At 54.2% G+C, this 20,149-nt stretch carries 12 protein-coding genes; 8 read left to right on the forward strand and 4 right to left on the reverse strand.

Going from position 1 to position 20,149, the window contains the following annotated elements:
- The first annotated feature begins 60 nt into the window (after positions 1-60).
- Positions 61-2,280: an alpha-L-fucosidase gene (locus GRF59_RS26890; protein WP_160500797.1), complete on the forward strand. Its 2,220-nt coding sequence runs from the start codon at positions 61-63 to the stop codon at positions 2,278-2,280.
- 59 nt (positions 2,281-2,339) lie between these two features.
- Entirely contained in the window at positions 2,340-4,679 is a 2,340-nt protein-coding gene (locus tag GRF59_RS26895; RefSeq protein WP_160500798.1) for a glycoside hydrolase family 95 protein, read from the forward strand.
- 200 nt (positions 4,680-4,879) lie between these two features.
- Here the strand turns inward: GRF59_RS26895 and GRF59_RS30095 are convergent, their stop codons facing one another.
- The 3 genes from GRF59_RS30095 to GRF59_RS26905 form a co-directional block, all read right to left on the reverse strand.
- Positions 4,880-5,005 (reverse strand): hypothetical protein, encoded by a 126-nt coding sequence (locus GRF59_RS30095; RefSeq protein ID WP_272915035.1) that lies wholly within the window; start codon positions 5,003-5,005, stop codon positions 4,880-4,882.
- 116 nt (positions 5,006-5,121) lie between these two features.
- A complete protein-coding gene (locus GRF59_RS26900; protein WP_160500799.1) occupies positions 5,122-6,015 on the reverse strand; it encodes a carbohydrate ABC transporter permease in 894 nt (297 codons plus the stop codon).
- A 20-nt stretch (positions 6,016-6,035) separates the two neighbouring features.
- Positions 6,036-7,007, reverse strand: a complete 972-nt coding sequence (locus tag GRF59_RS26905) for an ABC transporter permease (protein WP_160500800.1) — start codon at positions 7,005-7,007, stop codon at positions 6,036-6,038.
- Positions 7,008-7,178: 171 nt separating this feature from the next.
- On the opposite strand from GRF59_RS26905, the gene GRF59_RS26910 reads away from it, so the two are divergent.
- The 4 genes from GRF59_RS26910 (at position 7,179) to GRF59_RS26925 (ending at position 14,486) form a co-directional block, all read left to right on the forward strand.
- Entirely contained in the window at positions 7,179-8,729 is a 1,551-nt protein-coding gene (locus GRF59_RS26910; RefSeq protein ID WP_160500801.1) for a response regulator, read from the forward strand.
- Positions 8,698-10,506 (forward strand): cache domain-containing sensor histidine kinase, encoded by a 1,809-nt coding sequence (locus GRF59_RS26915; protein ID WP_160500802.1) that lies wholly within the window; start codon positions 8,698-8,700, stop codon positions 10,504-10,506. The genes GRF59_RS26910 and GRF59_RS26915 overlap by 32 nt, the downstream gene beginning before the upstream one ends.
- A gap of 143 nt (positions 10,507-10,649) precedes the next feature.
- Positions 10,650-12,260, forward strand: coding sequence for an ABC transporter substrate-binding protein (locus GRF59_RS26920; protein WP_160500803.1), 1,611 nt, complete (start codon positions 10,650-10,652; stop codon positions 12,258-12,260).
- Positions 12,261-12,374: 114 nt separating this feature from the next.
- Complete coding sequence (locus tag GRF59_RS26925) at positions 12,375-14,486, forward strand: alpha-galactosidase (protein WP_160500804.1); 2,112 nt, start codon at positions 12,375-12,377, stop codon at positions 14,484-14,486.
- A gap of 128 nt (positions 14,487-14,614) precedes the next feature.
- Here GRF59_RS26925 and GRF59_RS26930 read toward each other — a convergent pair whose 3' ends face one another.
- Positions 14,615-15,508 (reverse strand): AraC family transcriptional regulator, encoded by an 894-nt coding sequence (locus tag GRF59_RS26930; RefSeq protein WP_160500805.1) that lies wholly within the window; start codon positions 15,506-15,508, stop codon positions 14,615-14,617.
- A 194-nt stretch (positions 15,509-15,702) separates the two neighbouring features.
- Between GRF59_RS26930 and GRF59_RS26935 the strand changes: the two genes are divergently transcribed.
- Both GRF59_RS26935 and GRF59_RS26940 read left to right on the forward strand, forming a co-directional pair.
- Complete coding sequence (locus GRF59_RS26935) at positions 15,703-19,044, forward strand: tetratricopeptide repeat protein (RefSeq protein ID WP_160500806.1); 3,342 nt, start codon at positions 15,703-15,705, stop codon at positions 19,042-19,044.
- A gap of 105 nt (positions 19,045-19,149) precedes the next feature.
- Positions 19,150-20,100, forward strand: a complete 951-nt coding sequence (locus tag GRF59_RS26940; protein ID WP_237392076.1) for an aldose epimerase family protein — start codon at positions 19,150-19,152, stop codon at positions 20,098-20,100.
- Positions 20,101-20,149 lie beyond the last annotated feature (49 nt).

Below are 20,149 nucleotides of genomic sequence, written 5' to 3' on the forward strand. Positions count from 1 at the left end.
TCCATAATTAGCGGATGAATTTGCAACCATAATCTATGGAGGAATAGCAGAGGTGACAGCGTGGATAATTGGATTAACGGTACGTTCCGCAAGCTTCATCTGGACTACCATCAACCGGTTTGGATGAAAAATGTGGCAGGTGCGTTTACGGAAGAGGAAGCGCGGCGCCAAGCCGCAATGTTTAAGCAAGCTGGAATCCAGGCCGTGGAGTTTTTTGCGTATGACCATTACGGTCATGCCTTTTATCCTTCCCGCATTGCGCCGGTACACCCGGAGCTGCAGCAGGATTATACCGGACTGATGGCACAGGCTTTGAGGGAGGAGGGCATCCGGACAATCCTTTATTTGAATGCGTTTACAAGTGTGCATATGGCGGAAAAACATCCGGAATGGCTCAGGGTGCTTGAAGACGGGACGATGGCCCGAGGCGCCTGGCTGCAGCATGATGCTTCTCAGCTGTGCATTTCGTCGGCTTATTTGGAAGAGTACTATCTTCCTTTGCTGCAAGAAGCCGTGCAGCGGTATCAGCCTGACGGCATCTGGATCGACGGTGGCAGTTGGACGGTCGAATATCCTTGTTACTGTCAAAACTGCCGTAGTCTTTACCAAGCGGATACCGGCATGGACTTACCCAAGGGGCCGATGCCTGGACCGGATGAAGAGCTGGACAGGCCGGAGTGGGTACAGTGGCGTTTATGGAGGCGCGGACAGATTTTTCCGTATGTTAGCCAGCTGATTGCTGCCATTAAGGGAGTGTCGCCGCATACCCTTGTTGCTGAAAATAATTTAGGCAAATACCTGTACGGCATTCCCTTGATGAAAAAGGGACGTCTGGTGCGCTGGCTTACGCCCCGGGAGCTGGGTCTTGACTGGCTATCCTGTGACCCGGTGCACTTCGGGGCCAACCATGAAATGATCTTCAGCCGCGAAGGCCGCTATCAGGCGACGACGGGACTGCCTTACGATTACATGAATGAGCGTTTTCATGGCTGGGGCGAGTGGCAGATGCGCTCGCACACCGACTGGAAGCTGGAGATGGCGACGGTGCTCGCTGTCGGAGCGCGTGGATTTTTTGCGGATCAGCCCTATCCTGATGGGCGGCTTGAACCCGCGGTGTACCAGGAGCTGAGCAAGGTCAACGAATTCGTGAAGGAACGCGAGACTTTCAGTGTGGGCGCAGCGGTCGTGCCCGAGGTTGCCGTTCTCGCCAGCCTGCCTTCTCAGTTGCTTGGCCCGACGGCCGGTGCCGAATGGGGACGCGACAAGCACTGGGGCGCACTTCCGAAATCGCGGACGGATCGCGTGGACGGAACCTCTTTAGTATTAACGGAAATGGGCGTCCAGCACCTGATTTATGATGAAGCAACGCTCCGGGAGAATCTGGGCCGGCAGTCGCTGGTCATTATCCCGGATCAGTGTCTTATGGAGGAAGAGACGATTGTTCTGCTGGAGCAATACGTGGAACATGGCGGACGGCTTATCGTCACCGGGAGGTCTGGGCTATGGGATGAGCAGGGCGTCCGCCGTCCGGAGGATCCGTTTGCTCGTCTGCTCGGCTTGAAACGAGGCGAGGAGCTGCCTGCTCCGCTGCACTATTGGCAGGCCGGAACCGGTTTGGCCCGTACCATGGAGTTTGGCGAGATCAAGCTTCAGGTATGGGGAACCGCACTTGCGACCATGCTGGCCGGTGCGAAGGAGCTTGCAAAGGTCATCGAACCGGTGGAGGATGTCTGGCGCAGCTCCGGGAGGGAGCGTTCGGACTGGCAGCATTATACGACTGTCGGTGCCGCTCCATCCGGAAGCCGGGCAGCCGCATCGGCAGTCACCTTGCATACACTTGGACAAGGACAGGCGATGTATATGAACGGAGACTTGTTTGCCTTGTACTACCTGGAAGGACACCGTCTCATCCGCGAGTGGCTGTCATGCTGCATGGAGCAGTCCTATCCATCTGCTTCGCGCCTCATCCAGGTGCAGAAGCCGCTCCATGTCGAAATGGTCATGAATGAGCGGATGACGGGCGCAGGGCGGGAGATTCTGGTGCATTTCCTGAATTATTTTGCACAGAAAAGGCCGGGTTACGTCATTCACAATGAAGAAATGATTCCGGTTGAAGGAATCCGGTGCAGTGTTCGAACCGATGTGAAGCCAGACAGCATACTGCTTCAGCCGGAGGGCCAAGTGCTCAAGTGGACATGGGATTCAGCGGCCTCTACGGCGATTGTGCATTTGCCCCGGCTTGAGCTGCATGCCATCGTGCAGCTCGTTCTGAACCGCTGAAGCCTTGGACCGGTACCCGCATCTTGGAGAAACCATTAATGAACTGGAGGATATACGCCATGAATAACTTGAAGCTTTGGTATTCATGTCCAGCATCGGGCTGGACGCAAGGGCTGCCTATAGGAAACGGGAGAATCGGCGGTGTCGTGATCTCTGCGCCGGGGCGCGAAGTTTATAGCCTGACGGAAGTGACCTATTGGTCCGGGCAGGCGGAACCTGGGCACGGCCGCTCTAATAAGAAGGAGGACCTGGAGCGGATGCGCGAACGTTTTTTTGCAGGCGATTACCGCGGCGGTGACCGGCTGGCAAAAGAGCATCTGCAGCCGCCCAAGCACAACTTCGGCACGAATTTGAGCTTATGCGACATCGTTCTTGATTTTGAAGAAGACGGCATGGGCGGGGAAGCGGCGTTCAGACGGGAGCTGGATTTGCTGGAGGCCGTCGCGCGCTCGTCCGGCACGCTGAACGGTTTCGGCATGGCCAGGGAAACCTTTGCTACGCATGCCGATGATCTTATGGTATCACATATACAAACCGGGAACCCGAAGGGAATGTCGTTCACCCTCCAGGTGGAGGGACGGACGGGCGAAATCGCATGCAGCAGCGAGGAGGAAAATACCCTGGTCTTCTCGGGGAAAGCGGTAGAAGATATGCACAGTGACGGGACATGCGGGGTGTCCTGCCGGGGATTGGTGCATGTGGCCATACGCAGCGGATCCGTGTCTGCCGCAGCCGGAGTTATCCGGGTAGAGAACGCAGAAGAGGCGTGGATCTATACCGCGGTCAACACCGATTATCGCCAGGAGGACGAAGCTTGGAAGGATAAGTGCTTCCGGCAGCTGGAACAGGCTCTTGAGAAGGGGGGTGAACAGCTCAAGGAGCGCCATCTCGCCGATTACCGGCCGCTGTATGAACGGGTGAAGCTGGATCTCGGCCGTTCCGAGCACTCCGCCCTTCCTACGGATGAGCGGCTCCGCCGGTTTAAGGCCGGACTTACGGACGATCCGCAGTTATATACGCTTTTCTTCCAATATGGCCGATACCTGATGATTGCAGGTTCACGGTCCGACTCCCCGCTGCCTCTTCACCTGCAGGGAATTTGGAATGACGGGGAAGCCAACCGGATGGCTTGGAGCTGCGATTATCACCTGGACATGAACACGCAGATGAACTATTACCCGACGGAAATCGCCAATTTGGGCGAAAGCCATGAGCCTCTGATGCGCTATATCCGGGACCTGGCTGAAGCGGGGCGTTCCGCGGCACGCCAATATTATGACGCCGATGGCTGGGTTGCCCACGTATTCTCCAACGCCTGGGGATTCAGTTCGCCCGGCTGGGAGACGTCATGGGGACTTAACGTGACGGGCGGCCTGTGGATTGCGACTCATATGATGGAACATTATGACTACGGGCTGGACAACGCTTTCCTTGCGGAAGAAGCGTATCCGGTGCTCAAGGAAGCGGCCGCCTTTTTCATGGATTACATGACTGTTCATCCGGAGCATGGCTGGCTTGTGACCGGGCCTTCGAACTCGCCGGAGAACAGTTTCTATCCGGGGGCTCCCGAAGACGGCGCACAGCAGCTGTCCATGGGATCCACCATGGATCAGGTGCTGGTGAATGACCTGCTGGCCTTCTGCCTGAGAACGGCGAGAAGGCTGGATGTGGACAAGGAGCTGCAGCGGCTGTGGGAGTCCGCTTTGTCCCAGCTGCCTCCGCTGCAAATCGGCAAGCGCGGCCAGCTGCAGGAGTGGCTGGAGGATTTCGGGGAAGCACAGCCGGAGCACCGTCATTTGGCGCATCTGTTCGCCCTCTATCCGGGCAGCCAGATCACGCCGCATCATACGCCGGAGCTCGGCGCGGCAGCCAGGGTAACCTTGAACAACCGGATGGAGAGAATCGATCTGGAAGACGTGGAATTCACGGCGGCATTGTTCGGGTTGTTTTTCGCCCGGCTGCATGACGGCAACCATGCGGAGTATCACATCTCCCATCTGATCGGGGAACTTTGCTTCGATAACCTGCTGACCTATTCCAAGTCCGGCATCGCTGGGGCTGAGACGAATATTTTCGTTATCGACGGGAACTTCGGCGGAACGGCGGCGATCGCGGAACTGCTCCTGCAAAGCCATGAAGGCGAGGTTCATCTGCTGCCGGCGCTGCCTGAGGGCTGGATGGAGGGCTCGGTGCAAGGCCTCAGAGCCAAAGGCAATCTCGAGGTGGCTATGGACTGGAAGAACGGCGCATTGGTCCATGCCGTGATCAAGGCCTATTCGTCCGGAACGGTGAAGGTGTACAGCGGGTCCAACATCGTGACGCTGAACGTCGAACCCGGGGGCGTATACGGTTTGGACGGGCAGCCGAGAACGCCGGTATCCCGCGAATCCGGAAGCTGACCCGCCGTTTTGTTCCCCATGAGCCCAAATGAGCCCAAAAGACAACTGCAGCAAGAGGCTGCGGTTGTCTTTTCTTGCTTGATTCCAATCATCTTCAGGGAGGAGAAGCCTATACCGTCAAAACACTCGAACACATTCCGCAAATTTCTCGTTTCGTACCTGATTATTCTGATCATTCCAAGTCTTGCCGGTTATGTGTCTTACCGCACGTCCATTTCGGTTACTGAGACCATATCCATCGAGAACCGGCCGCATCTTCCGCGGTGCTGCGGAACAAATTCGTCATCGCGAACAATGCCAGCCAGCCATTCGAGTATTTGGATCAATCTATCTTAAAAAGCCTGGCCGTTGGCCAGGCTTCTTTTCCAATATACAAACTTGCTTACGAAACAATCTCTTACGAGACAATCAAAAGGCTCCTGCATCAAGCGAATCCACAAAGCTAACTCTTGATCGCCCCCATCATGATGCCTTTGACAAAATATTTCTGCACGAACGGATACACCATGATGATCGGCAGCGTGGCCACCATGGTCACCGCCATCCGAATGCTCTCGCTGGATACCGGTATACGCTTGGAGCTCTGAGCGAGCTGCTGGGCGTCCGACATCATGCTGGCCGTCTGGAACTGGTTCAGGATTTTGACCAGCACCGCCTGCAGCGTTTTCAGATCCGGCTTGTACGTGTACACATACGAATCATACCAGGAGTTCCAGTGGCCGATGGCCAAAAACAGGCCGATGGTCGCCAGTACGGGTACGCACAGCGGCATGATGATGCGGAAGAAAATCTGCAGGTCGTTGGCGCCGTCGATTTTGGACGACTCCTCGATTTCGCCCGGGATTTGCTCGATGAAGGTGCGGACCAGAATCATGAGGAAGACGCCGATTAGACCCGGGAAAATGTACACCCAGAAGGAATCGATTAATCCGACAGATTTGATGACCATATAGGTCGGGATCAGACCGCCGCCGAAATACATCGTGAAGACGAAGAAGAAGGAAAAGAATCTCCAGCCGAGCAGGGTGCGTTTGCTGAGCGCATACGCAAGCATCGAGATGCAGAAGATGGACAAGGCCGTTCCGACCACTGTCCGCAGGACAGTGACTTTGATGGCGCTCCAGATTTCCGGGTTGCGGAAGATCGTGATATAGCTTTCAAACGTAGGCATTCGCGGCCAGAAATACAAGCTGCCCTTTAACGTATCCGTCGCGTCGTTGAGCGAAATCACGAGAATATTCCAGAACGGGTAGAACGTGACCAGAAAGATGACGGCCAGGAATACATACAGGGAGCCGTCGAATATCCGCTCGGCGACCGATTTGCTGTTTTTCATATCTGTACCTCCGGGGGGGATTAGAATAAGGATTGGCCGTTGAGCCTTTTGGCAATGGAGTTCACGATCATCACGATCACGAAGGCGACGACGGAGCTGAACATGCCGACCGCGGACGCATACGAGAACATGCCGTTTTGGATGCCGTAGCGGAACGAATAGGTGGACAGGACGTCGGAATAGTCGCGCGTCAGATCGTTGCCGAGCAGGAAGTGCTGGTCGAATCCGGCATTCAATATGCCTCCAAGGGCCAGAATGAGCAAGATCACGATCGTCGGTTTCAGGTGCGGCAGCGTGATGTAGCGGATCTGCTTGAAGCGGCTTGCGCCGTCCACCTTGGCGGCCTCGTACAGCTCCTGGTTGATGGAGGAAATGGCCGCCAAATACATGATGGAGTTATAACCCATGTCCTTCCACGTATTGCCGAGCGCCACGATCCACCAGAAGTAAGGTCCATGCTGCAGGAATAGAACGCTTTCACTCGTGATATGAAAGAACTTTAAAATGCCATTGATTGCGCCGTCCGACGACAGCAGCGTCACGATAATGTTCGCCGCGATAACCCAGGATATGAAATAGGGAAGATAAGAAGCGGTCTGCACCGTTTTTTTGAAACGGACGCTCTTGATTTCGTTGATCGCAATGGCGATCAGGATCGGCATCGGAAAAGAAAACAGCAGGGTGATGAGGGTGGATGCCAGCGTATTCCGCATTACGATCAGAAAGTCGCCGTTATTGAAAAAATATTGGAACCATTTGAGACCCACGAATTCGCTGTGGAACAGGGTATGCCAGAAGCCGCCCAGCGTTGGTTGGTAATTGACGAAGGACATGTACAATCCGACCATGGGGGTGTACGCAAATATGAGAGCCCACACGAGAGCGGGCAACATCATGAGGAACAAAAATTTTTGCTGCTTCAGCGTCATCCATAGCTTTCGCCGCGGGATGGGGAATTCGGTTCTTTCCTGTAACGCCAGTTCGGTTTTCATTGGGACACCTCGCATTTCAAGTTAACTCAAATTATAAGACCCCCAAAAAATGAGTGTCGATATGGCAAAGTAACGAATGATGCTTGAAAATAACTTTCATTTCTTTGGACCCATAGTTAAGTATCGCGAAAGCACTATAATAGAAAAAAAGATGCTAGGGAGGGGAAGCGGATGTACAGCATATTTTTGGTGGATGATGAGGAGCTTGAGCTTGAGATGATGAGAGATTACATTCGATGGGAAGAGATGGGGCTTTATGTCGCGGGCACGGCCGTTAACGGCAGAGATGCAGCCGAGAAAATCGAAATGATACAGCCGGATATCGTGCTCACCGACGTACAAATGCCGATCATGAATGGTCTCGATCTCGCCAAGCACATCCGTGAACGCTATGAATGGATGCAGCTCGTGTTCCTAACCGGGCATGATGAATTTAATTACGTCAAATCGGCCCTGAACATGGGAGCCGTTGGATATTTGCTCAAGCCGCTTGATCTCGGCGAAATTGTAAGCGTTATCGAAAAGGTAAAGCATCGATGCGAGGAAGTGCGGATGAAGAACCGATCGATCAAGGTGACGAGGGCCAATATTATAAGGGAGCTTACCTCTGAGACCAACGAAGACCGCATCGTGAACCTGGCCGCCAGCTTTCGTAAGCTGTCCCGCCATCCGGAGGATCGCCGCTATTCGCTTGCGCTGCTCCACATCGACGGCAAGAATTCGGATGAAAAGCACTTCTCGGTGGAAGAGGCAGGCAGACGCTTGGGCGATTTCATGGAGAACTGGCTGCAGGACAAGAAGCTGGATGCGGACATCGTCACCTTTAAAGAGGGCGAGATAGGCATTTTCATGGATTCGGCCCACCGTCCGGGATATTTCGCCTGGGAAGATGCAGCGGCGTTGATCCGGGGAACCTTGCATTTTTCGGTTACGGCTGCGGTGCATGAACAGGAGGAGGAGTTGCCGAAGGTTCAGCAATTATACAAGCAGGCCAAAATGATTCTGGATGAGCTCTTTTATAAAGGCAGAGATAAAGTCATAACTGCGAAGGATGTACAGACGCAGTGGGAAAGCGAGGAGGTTCCTCCTTTTGCGGAAACGGACTGGTTCGAAGCGGTCAACCGGCATGATTTGGACGAGGCGCAGCGACTGCTCCGGGAGCATGTGGCTAAGATGGTGACGCTGAGAACAGCCAAAAACAAGGTGCGTGACGGCGCGATCCGTCTGATCGAGCATGTGCTGGAACAGATCCACGAGCCAATCCTCGAAAGCAGCAAAAGGGCCGAGCTTTATCACGACATATACCAATGCGAAACCATTTACGATATCGAAGAGATGGTCTTGGAGGGAGCCCGTCATGCGGTTTCATCCATCCAGCAGCGGTTTGTGGACAAGAACGCCAAGCTGGTGCATCAGGTTCGGTCCATGATGGATCAGAATTTCCATACGCCGATCACCATCAACAGCTTGTCCGATCAGGTGTATCTGTCTCCGAACTATCTGAGATCGATCTTCAAGGAAAAGATGGGCATGACGATCCATGATTATCTAACGAGGATCAGGCTGGATAAAGCGAAGGAATATCTGGCCGACGAGTCGCTGAAAGTGCAGGATATCGCCCAGAAGGTCGGTTATGAAAGCACGTCCTATTTTATTTCCCTATTCCTGAAAAACCAAGGAGTCACGCCGAATGAATACCGAAAAAATCTCCTCTTGGGATAGACTCATCCACATGGCGCCGCCGGTCCGCAGAATAAAGATGAAATTCGCCAATGTGCGGCTGCGGCATAAGTTTTTCTTCATCTTCTTGCTGGTGATCATCCTGCCTTTTTCGATTCTCGTGTATTATTCTTACACTTCAACGCGGAGCACGATTACCGGGCAAACGTATACGGCTTTGGACGTCACGCTGGCGCAGATCAACACGAACGTGGAGAAGAGGCTCGAATATTATAACCAGCTGTCCAACATCCTGTACATGGATGCGCAGCTTCGCAATTATCTATCAACGGATTACGAGCAGGCGTATTATTACCTGGATGCCTTCCAGTACATTAACCGGACGCTGCCGTCGCTGATGACCCTGAATTCCAACATTCAGAACATTACGATCTACACGGACAACAAAACGCTATATACCGACGAACAGTACGTGAAATATATGGAAGAACTGCCGGAGGCTTTGAAAGGGAAGGCGCTGCGTGCAGCCGGAAATACGGTGTATACGCATACGGACGATTATAAGTCCAGCGATGCGCATTTCACCCTCGCCCGTTCTCTGAGCTACTTCAGTTTGCAGCACCCGTACGGGATTTTGGCATTCGACATTAGCGATAGCGAGCTGTATTCCCTGATCAAAATGGAAAACAACAATAAGAGCGTGTACATCATTGACGAGGACGGACGTTTGATCAGCACGGGAGATCAGACCCTGAAGTCCAACCGTTTGTATGATTTGTATCCGATTCAGCAGGCGATGCAGGACAAATCGGGGCATTTTGACCTGAAGACCGGTGGACAGGAGCGTTATTTCACGTATAAAAAGCTGAGCAACGGCTGGAGCACCGTCATCACGGTCCCTTACGATGAGCTGCTGTCGAGCGCAAACAAGGCAACGAAGAGAATCATCTGGTATTCCGTCATCACGATCGGCATAGCCATCCTGCTGCTGTACATCACCACCAAAATGCTGACGAAACGGATCGAGGTTCTGCTGCAGCAGATCCGTAAGGTAGAGCGCGGCGACTTCCGGCTGTCGATCACACCGATGGGCCATGACGAGATCGGCCAGCTGTCGTTTGCTTTCAACAAAATGGCCTCGACCATCCAGACTCTCATCCGGGACGTATATATGAAAGAAATCGCGATGAAGGAATCGGAGCTGAATACGCTGCAGGCACAGATCAACCCCCATTTCCTGTACAATACGCTGTCTTCGATATCGTCGCTGGCGCTGAAAGAGGGGGCGGGCCAGGTCCACCGCATGGTGAACTATTTGGCGAAATATTACCGCGTTTCGTTGAACAAGGGGAAGAGGATCATTTTGGTGGAGCAGGAGATCAATCTGGTGAAAAATTACGTGGCGATTCAGGACATCCGTTTCCGGGGCAAGCTGCATATGCACTATGACCTGGATGAGGAGCTGTTCCAGCGAACAACGATCAAGCTGATTTTGCAGCCTTTTATCGAGAACTGCATCAATCATGCGATGTGGGATGAGTCGGGCATTAACATCAACATCAAACTGAAGCGGGACGGCGAGGATATATTGTTGAAGGTGATCGATGACGGGATTGGCATGACTGCGGAACGGCTGGATCATACCCTCCAAAAAACAGGCAGCGGATCGGGATACGGCATTAAAAATGTGGATGACCGGATCAAGCTGACCTACGGCGAGCGATACGGCATCGCCATGTTCAGCAGGCCGGGCATCGGCACGTCGGTTACCATCCGCATTCCCGTCAATCCGTATCAGACCATCACCGATATTCGTTGAATAGTTACATCCCTTTCGGTCATGAAAGACGTTTTCGACTATGGATTGTAATATTGCGTTATAGATTAATGAACTCCCCGTTCCTACAATTAGACATGTATTCGGGCACCAGAATATGACGACCTAAGAAAGGGGTTCAGGCAATGAAAACAATAAAAGGGATTCTTGCGGCAGCCTTGGTTGTGACAGCGCTCTCCGGTTGCGGAGGGAACCAAAAAGCGGCTTCGACCAATGGGAGCGATTCGGACACGACCGCGCCGATCACATTGACCTGGTTTGACAAAAATACGGGAGACGCGTTCAACAATCCGGTTGCCAAGGCCATTACGGAAAAAACGGGCGTTACGTTGGAGATCCAGCAGCCGACGGGAAATCCCGTGGAAAAGCTCAATCTGATGCTGGCGAGCGGCGATCTTCCGGATGTTGTGATGCTCGATCGTGGAAGCGATATCATGAATAAATATATTTCCTCGGGCGCGATCATTCCGTTGAATGATTTGATCGACAAATACGGTCCGCACATCAAGGAAATGTATGGCGATACTCTCGCGAAGACGCGAAACGACGACGGCAATAATTATTATTTCGCCAATTGGTATGGACTGGAGAAGTATCCGGTATTCGGCTTTATGATGCGCATGGATATCATGAAGGAACTGGGCGTGGGGGACAAAGTGAACAATGGCGAACCGTTTACGGCGGAGGAATTTGAAAATCTGCTCGTGAAGTTCAAGGAGAAATATCCGACCATCGACGGCAAGGCGTCCATCCCGATGACGCTCAACGGTGAAAACATCGGCGGCGTTACCGGGACCTTCAAGGGCATGTTCGGCATGTTGCCTTACTATGAAACGAACGGAGAGCTGAAAAAGGACATCCGCGATCCGCGCTATTTGGAAATGGTGAAATTCCTCAACTCCCTGTACCGCAAAGGGCTGCTCGATAAGGAATGGGCGACGATGAAAACCAAGCAGTATGAGCAGAAAATCGGCGCAGGCAATGTTTTTGCGACCGCGGAGGCGCTGTGGAACGTAGGCAACGCCAATACGCTGCTGAAATCGGAAGCTGCGGATCCGGCCGCGCAGGATGAGCATCAGTTCTACCAATACAAGGTGCTCGCTCCGGGCGTGAGCGCGGACCAAACGACATACGGTCCGAAGAGTTCTTTGGGCTGGGACGGCGTGGCCATCACGCGTTCGAACAAGGATCCGGTCCGGACAATGAAGCTGCTGGATTTCTTGGCGAGCGAGGAAGGACAGTACTTGCTGATGTGGGGCGTCGAGGGCAAGGACTGGGATATGAAAGACGGCAAGCATGTGCCGCGCCAGGATATTCTGGACACCTTCAAAAAGAATTGGGATGAGGCGACCCGGACGACGGGCGTTCGCAAATGGACCTGGATGATCAAGAACGGCCCTGGCTCCGATGGTACGCCGTATGACCTGATCGGGCGCTTCCAATCCGATCCGGTGACGGATCTTGCGATCAAGAATCTGGCCGACACCTCTTTTGACACGGCGCCTTATGACAATCTGGGCCCTGCCGGAGGCACGCCGGAAGCCATCATGGAGACCAAAGTGAATGACACCGTCAACAAATATTTCCTGAAAATGGCTTTGGCTCCTGAAGAGAACCAGGTGACCGACCTGTACAATGAAATGATGAAGGAAGTCGATGCGGCCGGGCTTCCGAAGCTCGAAAAAATCTACACCGAAAATTATAAGAAACGCCAGCAATTGTGGAGTAACTCGTAAAAAGGGAGAGGGAGGAAAAGACGGCCTTTGTCTTTATCCTCCTTTTTTTGCAGACGGATGGCCAGACAAACGGATCAGGACAAACCACATCGATGAAGGTAAAGGATGATGAATATGGGAATTCAATTCGACGATAAGCATCGCATTTTCGCGATCCATACACAAGCCAGCTCTTACTTATTTGGGATCAATGAAAAAGGCAGGCTGCAGCATCTGTATTGGGGCGATCCGGTGACGGCAGAGGATGCTGCGCCATTGCTCCGTGCCAGATCGCACAGTTCCTTTGACGCCGAAGTGGACATGGAAGCCGAAGAGTATAGCTTCTGGGGTGGCGTCAATTACGACGAGCCGTCGCTGAAGGCGCGCATGCATGACGGCGTCCGTGATCTGTCGGCCGGATATATCCGGCATGAGATTGGAAGCCGGGACGGAGCGGAAACGCTGCTGATCACCATGAAAGACCATGTGTACCCGCTGGAGGTACAGCTAAGCTATCGGGTGATCCCGGAACATGACCTGATTGAACGATCGGCCCGCATCGTGAACACAGGCGAGCAAGACATCGTTCTGGAGAGCGTCCAGTCGTCGGCATGGAGCATGCCTGACCTGGAGGATTACCGGCTGACGCATGTTACCGGCAAATGGTCCGGTGAGTTCCAGCTCCGCAGCACGGTGCTGAGCGAAGGCAAGAAAGTACTGGAATCGCGCAGAGGATTCACGGACAGCCACGCCAATCCATGGTTTGCGCTGGATGACGGACGGGCGACGGAAACGGACGGGAAAGTATGGTTCGGCGCGCTCGCTTGGAGCGGAAACTGGAAAATCACCGCCGAGAAAACGGTCTTCAATCATGTAAGGGTGACCGGCGGGATCAATGATTTCGACAGCGAATGGGTGTTGGGGGGAGGCGAAACCTTCGATACGCCCGTATTCGTCGGCGGCTATACGGCTGGAGGATTCGGCGGCATGAGCCGCAAACTTCACCAATATCAATATGATTACGTGCTTCCCGGCCGCGAACCGCGCAAGGTATTGTACAACTCGTGGGAAGCGACGTATTTCAACGTCAACGCACAGGATCAGATGGCTTTGGCCGAAAAGGCGGCCCGGATGGGCGTCGAGCTGTTCGTCGTGGATGACGGCTGGTTTGGCCAGCGGAATCACGATCGTGCCGGACTGGGCGATTGGTTCGTGAATAAGGAGAAGTTCCCGAACGGACTTGGGGAACTGATTGATAAGGTGCATGAGCTGGGCATGGAATTCGGCATTTGGGTCGAGCCGGAGGCGGTCAATCCGGACAGCGATTTGTACAGGCAGCATCCGGACTGGGTGTATCATTTCGAGACCCGGGAGAGAACGGAGCTGCGCAACCAGCTGCTGCTGAACATTTCGAAACCGGAGGTCAAGCAGTACATTCTCCATTTCATGACCGAGCTGCTGGAGAACCACCGTATCAAGTTCATCAAATGGGATATGAACCGTACTGTGACGGAGCCCGGTATGAAAGGCCATCCGCTCCACCGCCAGAAGGAGCTATGGATTCGCCACGTCCAAAGCTTATATGAGATTTGGGCTGAGCTGCGGCGGAAATTCCCGCATGTCGAATTCGAGACCTGCGCCGGCGGGGGCGCGCGGATTGATCTGGGCATATTCCGTTATGCCGACCAGTCCTGGCCGAGTGACAACACGGATGCATTCGACCGCTTAAGCATCCAGGAAGGCTTCTCGTATACGTATGCGCCGCGCATGATGACCTGCTGGGTGACGGAATCGCCGACCGGCATGAACAAGCGCAGCGTGTCGCTGGAATACCGGTTCCACAGCGCCATGATGGGTACCCTGGGCATCGGCTCCAATCTGAATGAGTGGAGCGACGAGTTGATCGAGCAGTCTGGTGAATTCATCCGCCAATATAAGGAGATTCGTCCACTGGTGCAGTTCGGTCGCCAATACCGTCTGGCTTCCTTGAAACATCTAGGCGTGACGTCCGTCCAGTATGTGAACGAAGACGGCACCGACAGCGTCGTGTTTGCCTTTCTGCATTCGCAGCATCTGGGTGAGCCGCTGCCGCGCCTTCGCCTTCAAGGGCTGCAGGCTGATCGGGACTACGTGATCGATGGCCTGCCGGAGAAGCGAAGCGGGCGGGCGCTCATGAATATCGGGATCGAGCTGCCGCTGCGCGGCGATTTTGACAGCTTGGTTTACCGGATTACGTCACAGGAATAAGGGTTAATGAAGAAGGGCGCCGCGCAGGCGATAAACCTGCGGGCGTCTTTTGGTATTCGGTGGTGAAAAGGGCAAGTATATCTCCCTAATTGACTTTCCCTGCTTCTTATAAGTTGCCGGGAAGCCAACTAGCCCTTTCGTGTATCCCGGTACTCAGTGGGAGGCTTACCCATGACTTTTTTGAACAGTCGGGAGAAATAGTAGGGGTCCTGGAACCCGAGGCGATGGCTGATTTCCTTGACGCTTTGTTCGGTCAGGTCCAGATGCCGGCAGGCGAGCTGGATTTTCAGGCGCAGATAATAATCGATCGGCGAATACCCGGTCGCTTCCTTGAAGCGCTGCGTAAAATGGGGAACCGACACGTTGGCTTGGGCCGCCAGCTCCTTCAGCGTCACACTGCGCTCCAGATGATCCATCATATAGCGCACCGTTTGCGTGATGTCGTGTTTGCCATGCTGGCTGCCTCCGGTTTGGGGCTGCAGCCGGGAATGCCTCAGAATTGCAGCCAGATGGCCTGCCAACTGCGATACATAAATAATATGGCTTAGCGTATATCCCTGCTCGAGCAGAGCATAGCCTTCGTGAAACAGCTCACCTAATTGGCGGGCTTTTTCGAGCGGCAATGAAACAGGGCCTGCATCGGAGCCGAAGCCTTCGAAGAACGCCTGCACATGCTCGCCTTTCATATGCCACCAGTATATACTCCAGGGATGCTCTTCCGACGAAGCGTATTCATGAGGCGTATGCGCCGGAATGACGACGGCTTGCCCCTGAAGAACTTCCTGTTTCCGGCCGCCGTTCAGCCGGTACCAGCCTTCTCCTTCCATGCAGTAAATCATGATATAGGCTTCGCTCCCCGCGGGTCGTTCCCGGTAGTGATGCAGGGCTCTCGGGAAGTAACCGGTATCCGTTACATAGAGCGGGCGGACGAGCGGGTGTTCGGAGGCTTCTTTCATAATATGATCCGGCAAGACGATCAGTTTTTCGGACTGGAATCCATCGGTTTTTCGTATCGTATCCATGCATTTACTATGCTTTGCGCGGGGCTGGTTTGTCAATGAGGTATTCTTATAAAAAATCATCAGATAATCCATCAACCTTATGAGATCGTCAATGGCAGTATGGGGCGCTCTCCCGTAAGATGGGGTTAGATCAAGCAGATGCTTAGAGATGTTCAAATATGTCCAGAAGTTCCAGAGGAAAGGATGAACCAAGCATGACAAAACCGCAGGAAGCCGTAAAGGTATGGGAAGAAACGATCGAGATTCCGACCTATGAGGCGGGAAAGCCCGACGCCAACCCGATGTTTTTGGAAAAACGCGTGTATCAGGGCAGCTCGGGGCGGGTCTATCCGCTGCCCGTAATCGATAAAATTCACGATGAAAAGGTGCCGAAGCCTTACCGGATCGTGTTCCTGGAGAATGAATTCCTGCAAATTCAGGTGATGCCGGAGATCGGCGGACGCATTTACCGGGCGATCGACAAAACGAACCGATACGATTTCGTCTACCATAATCAGGTCATTAAGCCTGCGCTGGTGGGTCTTGCCGGTCCGTGGATTTCCGGAGGGATCGAGTTCAACTGGCCCCAGCACCACCGGCCCAATACGTTCGGCGAGGTCGAGTACAAAGTGGAGCTGAATGCGGACGGGAGCAAAACGGTGTGGGTCGGCGAAATCGACCGGATGTATGGAACCAAGGTATCCACCGGTTTTACGCTGCATCCCGGAAAAGCCTACCTGGAAATCCATGCCCAGCTGTATAACCGCACGCCGGAGCCGCAGACCTTCCTGTGGTGGGCCAACCCGGCCGTAGCCGTCAACGATCATACGCAGTCGGTATTTCCTCCGGATGTGCATGCCGTGTTTGATCATGGAAAACGGGATGTGTCCAAATTCCCGATCGCGACCGGAACGTACTACAAGATGGATTATTCGTCCGGCGTGGATATTTCCAAGTACAGCAACATCCCGGTACCGACGTCTTATATGGCTTATCATTCCGATTACAACTTCGTCGGTGGCTACGATCACGGTGTGGGCGCAGGCATTTTGCATATCGCGAACAAGCATGTTTCACCGGGGAAAAAGCAGTGGACCTGGGGGCACGGCGAATTCGGCCAAGCCTGGGACCGTAATTTGACGGACGAGGATGGGCCTTACATCGAGCTCATGACCGGGGTATACACGGATAACCAGCCAGATTTCAGCTGGCTGCAGCCCTATGAGGAAAAGAGTTTCAAGCAGTATTTCATGCCCTACAAACAGATCGGGATGGTGAAGAATGCTTCGATTGACGCGGCCGTGAATTTGGAAATTTCGGGACGGAAAGCGGTCGTCCATGCCTATGCGGCCTCCGTATTCGAAGGGGCGCGGATCCTGCTCAAGGGTGCGGAACGGATTTATTTGGACCAAATCGTGAAGCTGTCGCCGGTGGATACGTTCAAGGCCGAGGCGGAAATCGGAGAGAATGAGCGGGAAGAGGATTTGCAGGTCATCGTGCAGGCCGCGGGCGGTAGAGAGCTCATCTCTTATCGGCCGAAACCGAAAAAGATCGAGCAAATTCCCGATCCGGCCAAAGCTATCGAGGCCCCGGAGCAGCTTCGGAACACCGAAGCGCTGTATTTGGCAGGGCTGCATCTGGAGCAATACCGCCATGCGACCTACGAGCCCGACCTGTACTATCTGGAAGGACTCAAACGGGATGCCGGGGATATCCGCCTGAACAATGCCTACGGACTGCTTCTGCTGCGCCGCGGCTGCTTCGGGGAGAGCGAGCGTTATTTCCGAAAAGCGATCGAAACGCTGACGCGCCATAACGCCAGGCCGTATGACAGCGAACCGTTCTATCATTTGGGGAAGACGCTGAGATGGCAGGGACGGATCGAAGAAGCGTATGAAGCCTTCTACAAGTCGGTATGGTCCGCGGCGTGGCAGGGTGCCGGATATTTTGCTCTGGCCCAGATTGCCTGTGAGCAGCAGGATTATCCTGAGGCTCTGGATCTTATCGAGCGGTCGCTGAACGTTCAATACCGCAATTACAAAGCCCGTCATCTCAAGAGCGTGATCCTGAGAAAACTGGGGCGTGCCGAGGAGGCCGAGCAGTTGGTGTTGGACACGATCCGCCTCGACCCGATGGAGTTTGCCGCAAGAAATGAATGGATCGCGATCCAGCGCGAGTTGAACCGTCCGGAAGCGGCGCAGGAAGCGCTGGATACGCTGACGGGACTCATGCGCGGCGACGCCCACAATTCCATCGCCTTGGCTCAGGATTATGCGGAAGCGGGCCAGTATGAGGAAGCGCTGGAAGTGCTGGGCCGGATTGCCGGGCCAGATCAGACCCAAGCGTATCCGATGGTTCGCTATTATCAGGGCAGCTATAGTATGAAGCTCGGGGACAGGAGGCAAGCCGATTTTTATTATAAGGCTGCGACGAAGGCCGATCCCCGGTATTGCTTCCCAAACTCCCTGCATGATTATGCCGTGCTGAAGGAGGCGGCTGCTCTACATCCGGAGGACGCGAAAGCGTTGTATTATATGGGCAATCTGCTGTACGACAAGAGACGGCATGAAGAAGCGGTATCCTGCTGGGAAGCCTCTATTGCTTGGGATAGCCGTTTTGCCACGCCGCACCGGAATTTGGCGCTCGCGTATTACAATAAAATGCACAACCCGGAGAAAGCGCGAAAGGCACTGGAAACCGCGTTTGCGCTCGACACGGCGGATGCCCGGGTGTTTTACGAATTGGATCAGCTCTATAAAAAAATCGGACGTAACCCGCAAGACCGGCTCAAAGTTCTGGAAGAGCATCTGGAGCTGGTCGAGCTTCGCGATGACTTGTTCCTTGAATACATTACGCTTTACAATACGCTGAATCGGCATGAGGAAGCGATCCGGCTGATTCTGAGCCGCCATTTCCATCCTTGGGAAGGCGGGGAAGGCAAGGTGCCGGCCCAGTATGTGCTAGCACGCGTCGAGATGGCGAAGAAGCTGTTGAAGGCGGAGCAGCCGGAGGAAGCGATCCGGCAGCTGCTGGAAGCCAAGCAGTATCCGCTAAATGTGAACGAGGGCAAACTGGAGGGTGCACAGGAGAACAACATTGACTACTATTTGGGCATCGCCTACGGGCAGCTTGGACAGTCCGCTGAGGCGAAAGCCTCCTTCCTGAAGGCATCCGAAGGCTTGGATGAGCCGGCCAGCGCCATGTATTACAACGACCAGCCGCCGCACATGATCTTCTATCAGGGAACGGCGCTTCGCCAGTTGGGCCGGGAGCGTGAAGCGCGGAGCCGGTTTCATAAACTGGTCGATTACGGGGAAAAGCATCTGTTCGACCAGCCTCAAATCGATTATTTCGCCGTGTCGCTGCCGGATTTCCTGGTGTTCGAGGACGACCTGACCCGAAAAAACGAAATTCACTGCCATTATATGATGGGCCTGGGCCATCTGGGTCTGGGACAGTTGGAGGAATCAGCGAAGCACTTCAGCCAGGCGCTTGCCCTGGAGCCGCATCATCAGGGGGCTGCGCAGCATCTCGCCCTTTGTGCGAAAGGAATCTGACAACCGTCAGGCAGTACGGGCGGATGTTCCGGGACCGCGTTAAATCTGGGGCATCCGGCATCCTGTTTACTGGATCGGCAGATGAATGGGGAAGGGTGAAACGCTTTGATATGGACAAGTCGCACGGTGAACGGACAAGTCGCATGGACGGGACGAACCGCTGCCATGCAGATTACGCTGCTTCCGCAGCTGGGCAGCAAGATAATCTCGCTTCAGAACCGCCTGACGGGCCGGGAATGGCTCACCCAAGCTGAGGGAGTGCTGGGGAACAAGGGCTATGGCAGCCCATTCGCCGACAGTGACGGCAGCGGCTGGGACGAAATGTTCCCGACCATTAACGCCTGCCGCTACCCTGAATATCCTTGGATGGATGCGGAGCTTCCCGATCATGGGGAGGTTTGGTCCCTCCCATGGCGGGCCGAGATGACCGAGGATAAGCTGGAGTGCAGCGTGCAAGGGGTCAAACTACCCTACCTTTTGCGCAAAACCTATGCCTTCCCGGCGGAAGATTGTCTGCGGATCGATTACGCCGTGACCAACCTGGGTTCGTTCCCTTTTTCGTTTCTATGGGCGGCCCATCCGCTATTCTGCATAGAGGAAGGGATGGAAATCCACGTACCGGAAGGATTAACGCAGATAGCCGTGTCATACTCGGAGCATGGCAGGCTTGGAAAGACGGGCGAGGTTCGCCCTTGGCCGCAGCCTTCTGCAGACCAGCCGCAGATCCGTTTGGACCGAACGGAGGGCAGAGAAGAGGCAACGGCTGAGAAGTTTTACTTTACCGGTGCCTTGCCGGAAGGAAGGGCTTCGCTTTATGACCCCCGGAAGCGGGAGGGCCTAACGATTGCTTTTCCGAAGGAAAAGGTGCCGTATCTGTCCATATGGGCCAATTATGGAGGGTATCAGGGGCAGTATCATCTGGCGTTGGAGCCGGCCACGGGTTTTCTGGATGATTTGGCTTATGCGATGGAGCGGAAATCCGTGGCGGCCGTTCTGCCGGGCGAAACATACACCTGGCATCTGGAAGTGAGCTGGATGGGGCAAGAGCAAGCTTAGACCTTTGAATCTAGGCGAAAGCCTCATTCTCTTGCCGGATTTAATGAAC

Origin of the sequence: Paenibacillus dendrobii (assembly GCF_009807035.1) — a bacterium.
Taxonomy (GTDB): Bacteria; Bacillota; Bacilli; order Paenibacillales; family Paenibacillaceae; genus Paenibacillus_AQ; species Paenibacillus_AQ dendrobii.

What these genes read in the sequence shown, in the direction of transcription:
- GRF59_RS26895 (WP_160500798.1), top strand. Translation starts at nt 2,340, where the DNA reads ATGAATAACTTGAAGCTTTGGTATTCATGTCCAGCATCGGGCTGGACG.
- GRF59_RS26900 (WP_160500799.1), bottom strand. Translation starts at nt 6,015, where the DNA reads ATGAAAAACAGCAAATCGGTCGCCGAGCGGATATTCGACGGCTCCCTG.
- GRF59_RS26905 (WP_160500800.1), bottom strand. Translation starts at nt 7,007, where the DNA reads ATGAAAACCGAACTGGCGTTACAGGAAAGAACCGAATTCCCCATCCCG.
- GRF59_RS26910 (WP_160500801.1), top strand. Translation starts at nt 7,179, where the DNA reads ATGTACAGCATATTTTTGGTGGATGATGAGGAGCTTGAGCTTGAGATG.
- GRF59_RS26915 (WP_160500802.1), top strand. Translation starts at nt 8,698, where the DNA reads ATGAATACCGAAAAAATCTCCTCTTGGGATAGACTCATCCACATGGCG.
- GRF59_RS26920 (WP_160500803.1), top strand. Translation starts at nt 10,650, where the DNA reads ATGAAAACAATAAAAGGGATTCTTGCGGCAGCCTTGGTTGTGACAGCG.
- GRF59_RS26925 (WP_160500804.1), top strand. Translation starts at nt 12,375, where the DNA reads ATGGGAATTCAATTCGACGATAAGCATCGCATTTTCGCGATCCATACA.
- GRF59_RS26930 (WP_160500805.1), bottom strand. Translation starts at nt 15,508, where the DNA reads ATGGATACGATACGAAAAACCGATGGATTCCAGTCCGAAAAACTGATC.
- GRF59_RS26935 (WP_160500806.1), top strand. Translation starts at nt 15,703, where the DNA reads ATGACAAAACCGCAGGAAGCCGTAAAGGTATGGGAAGAAACGATCGAG.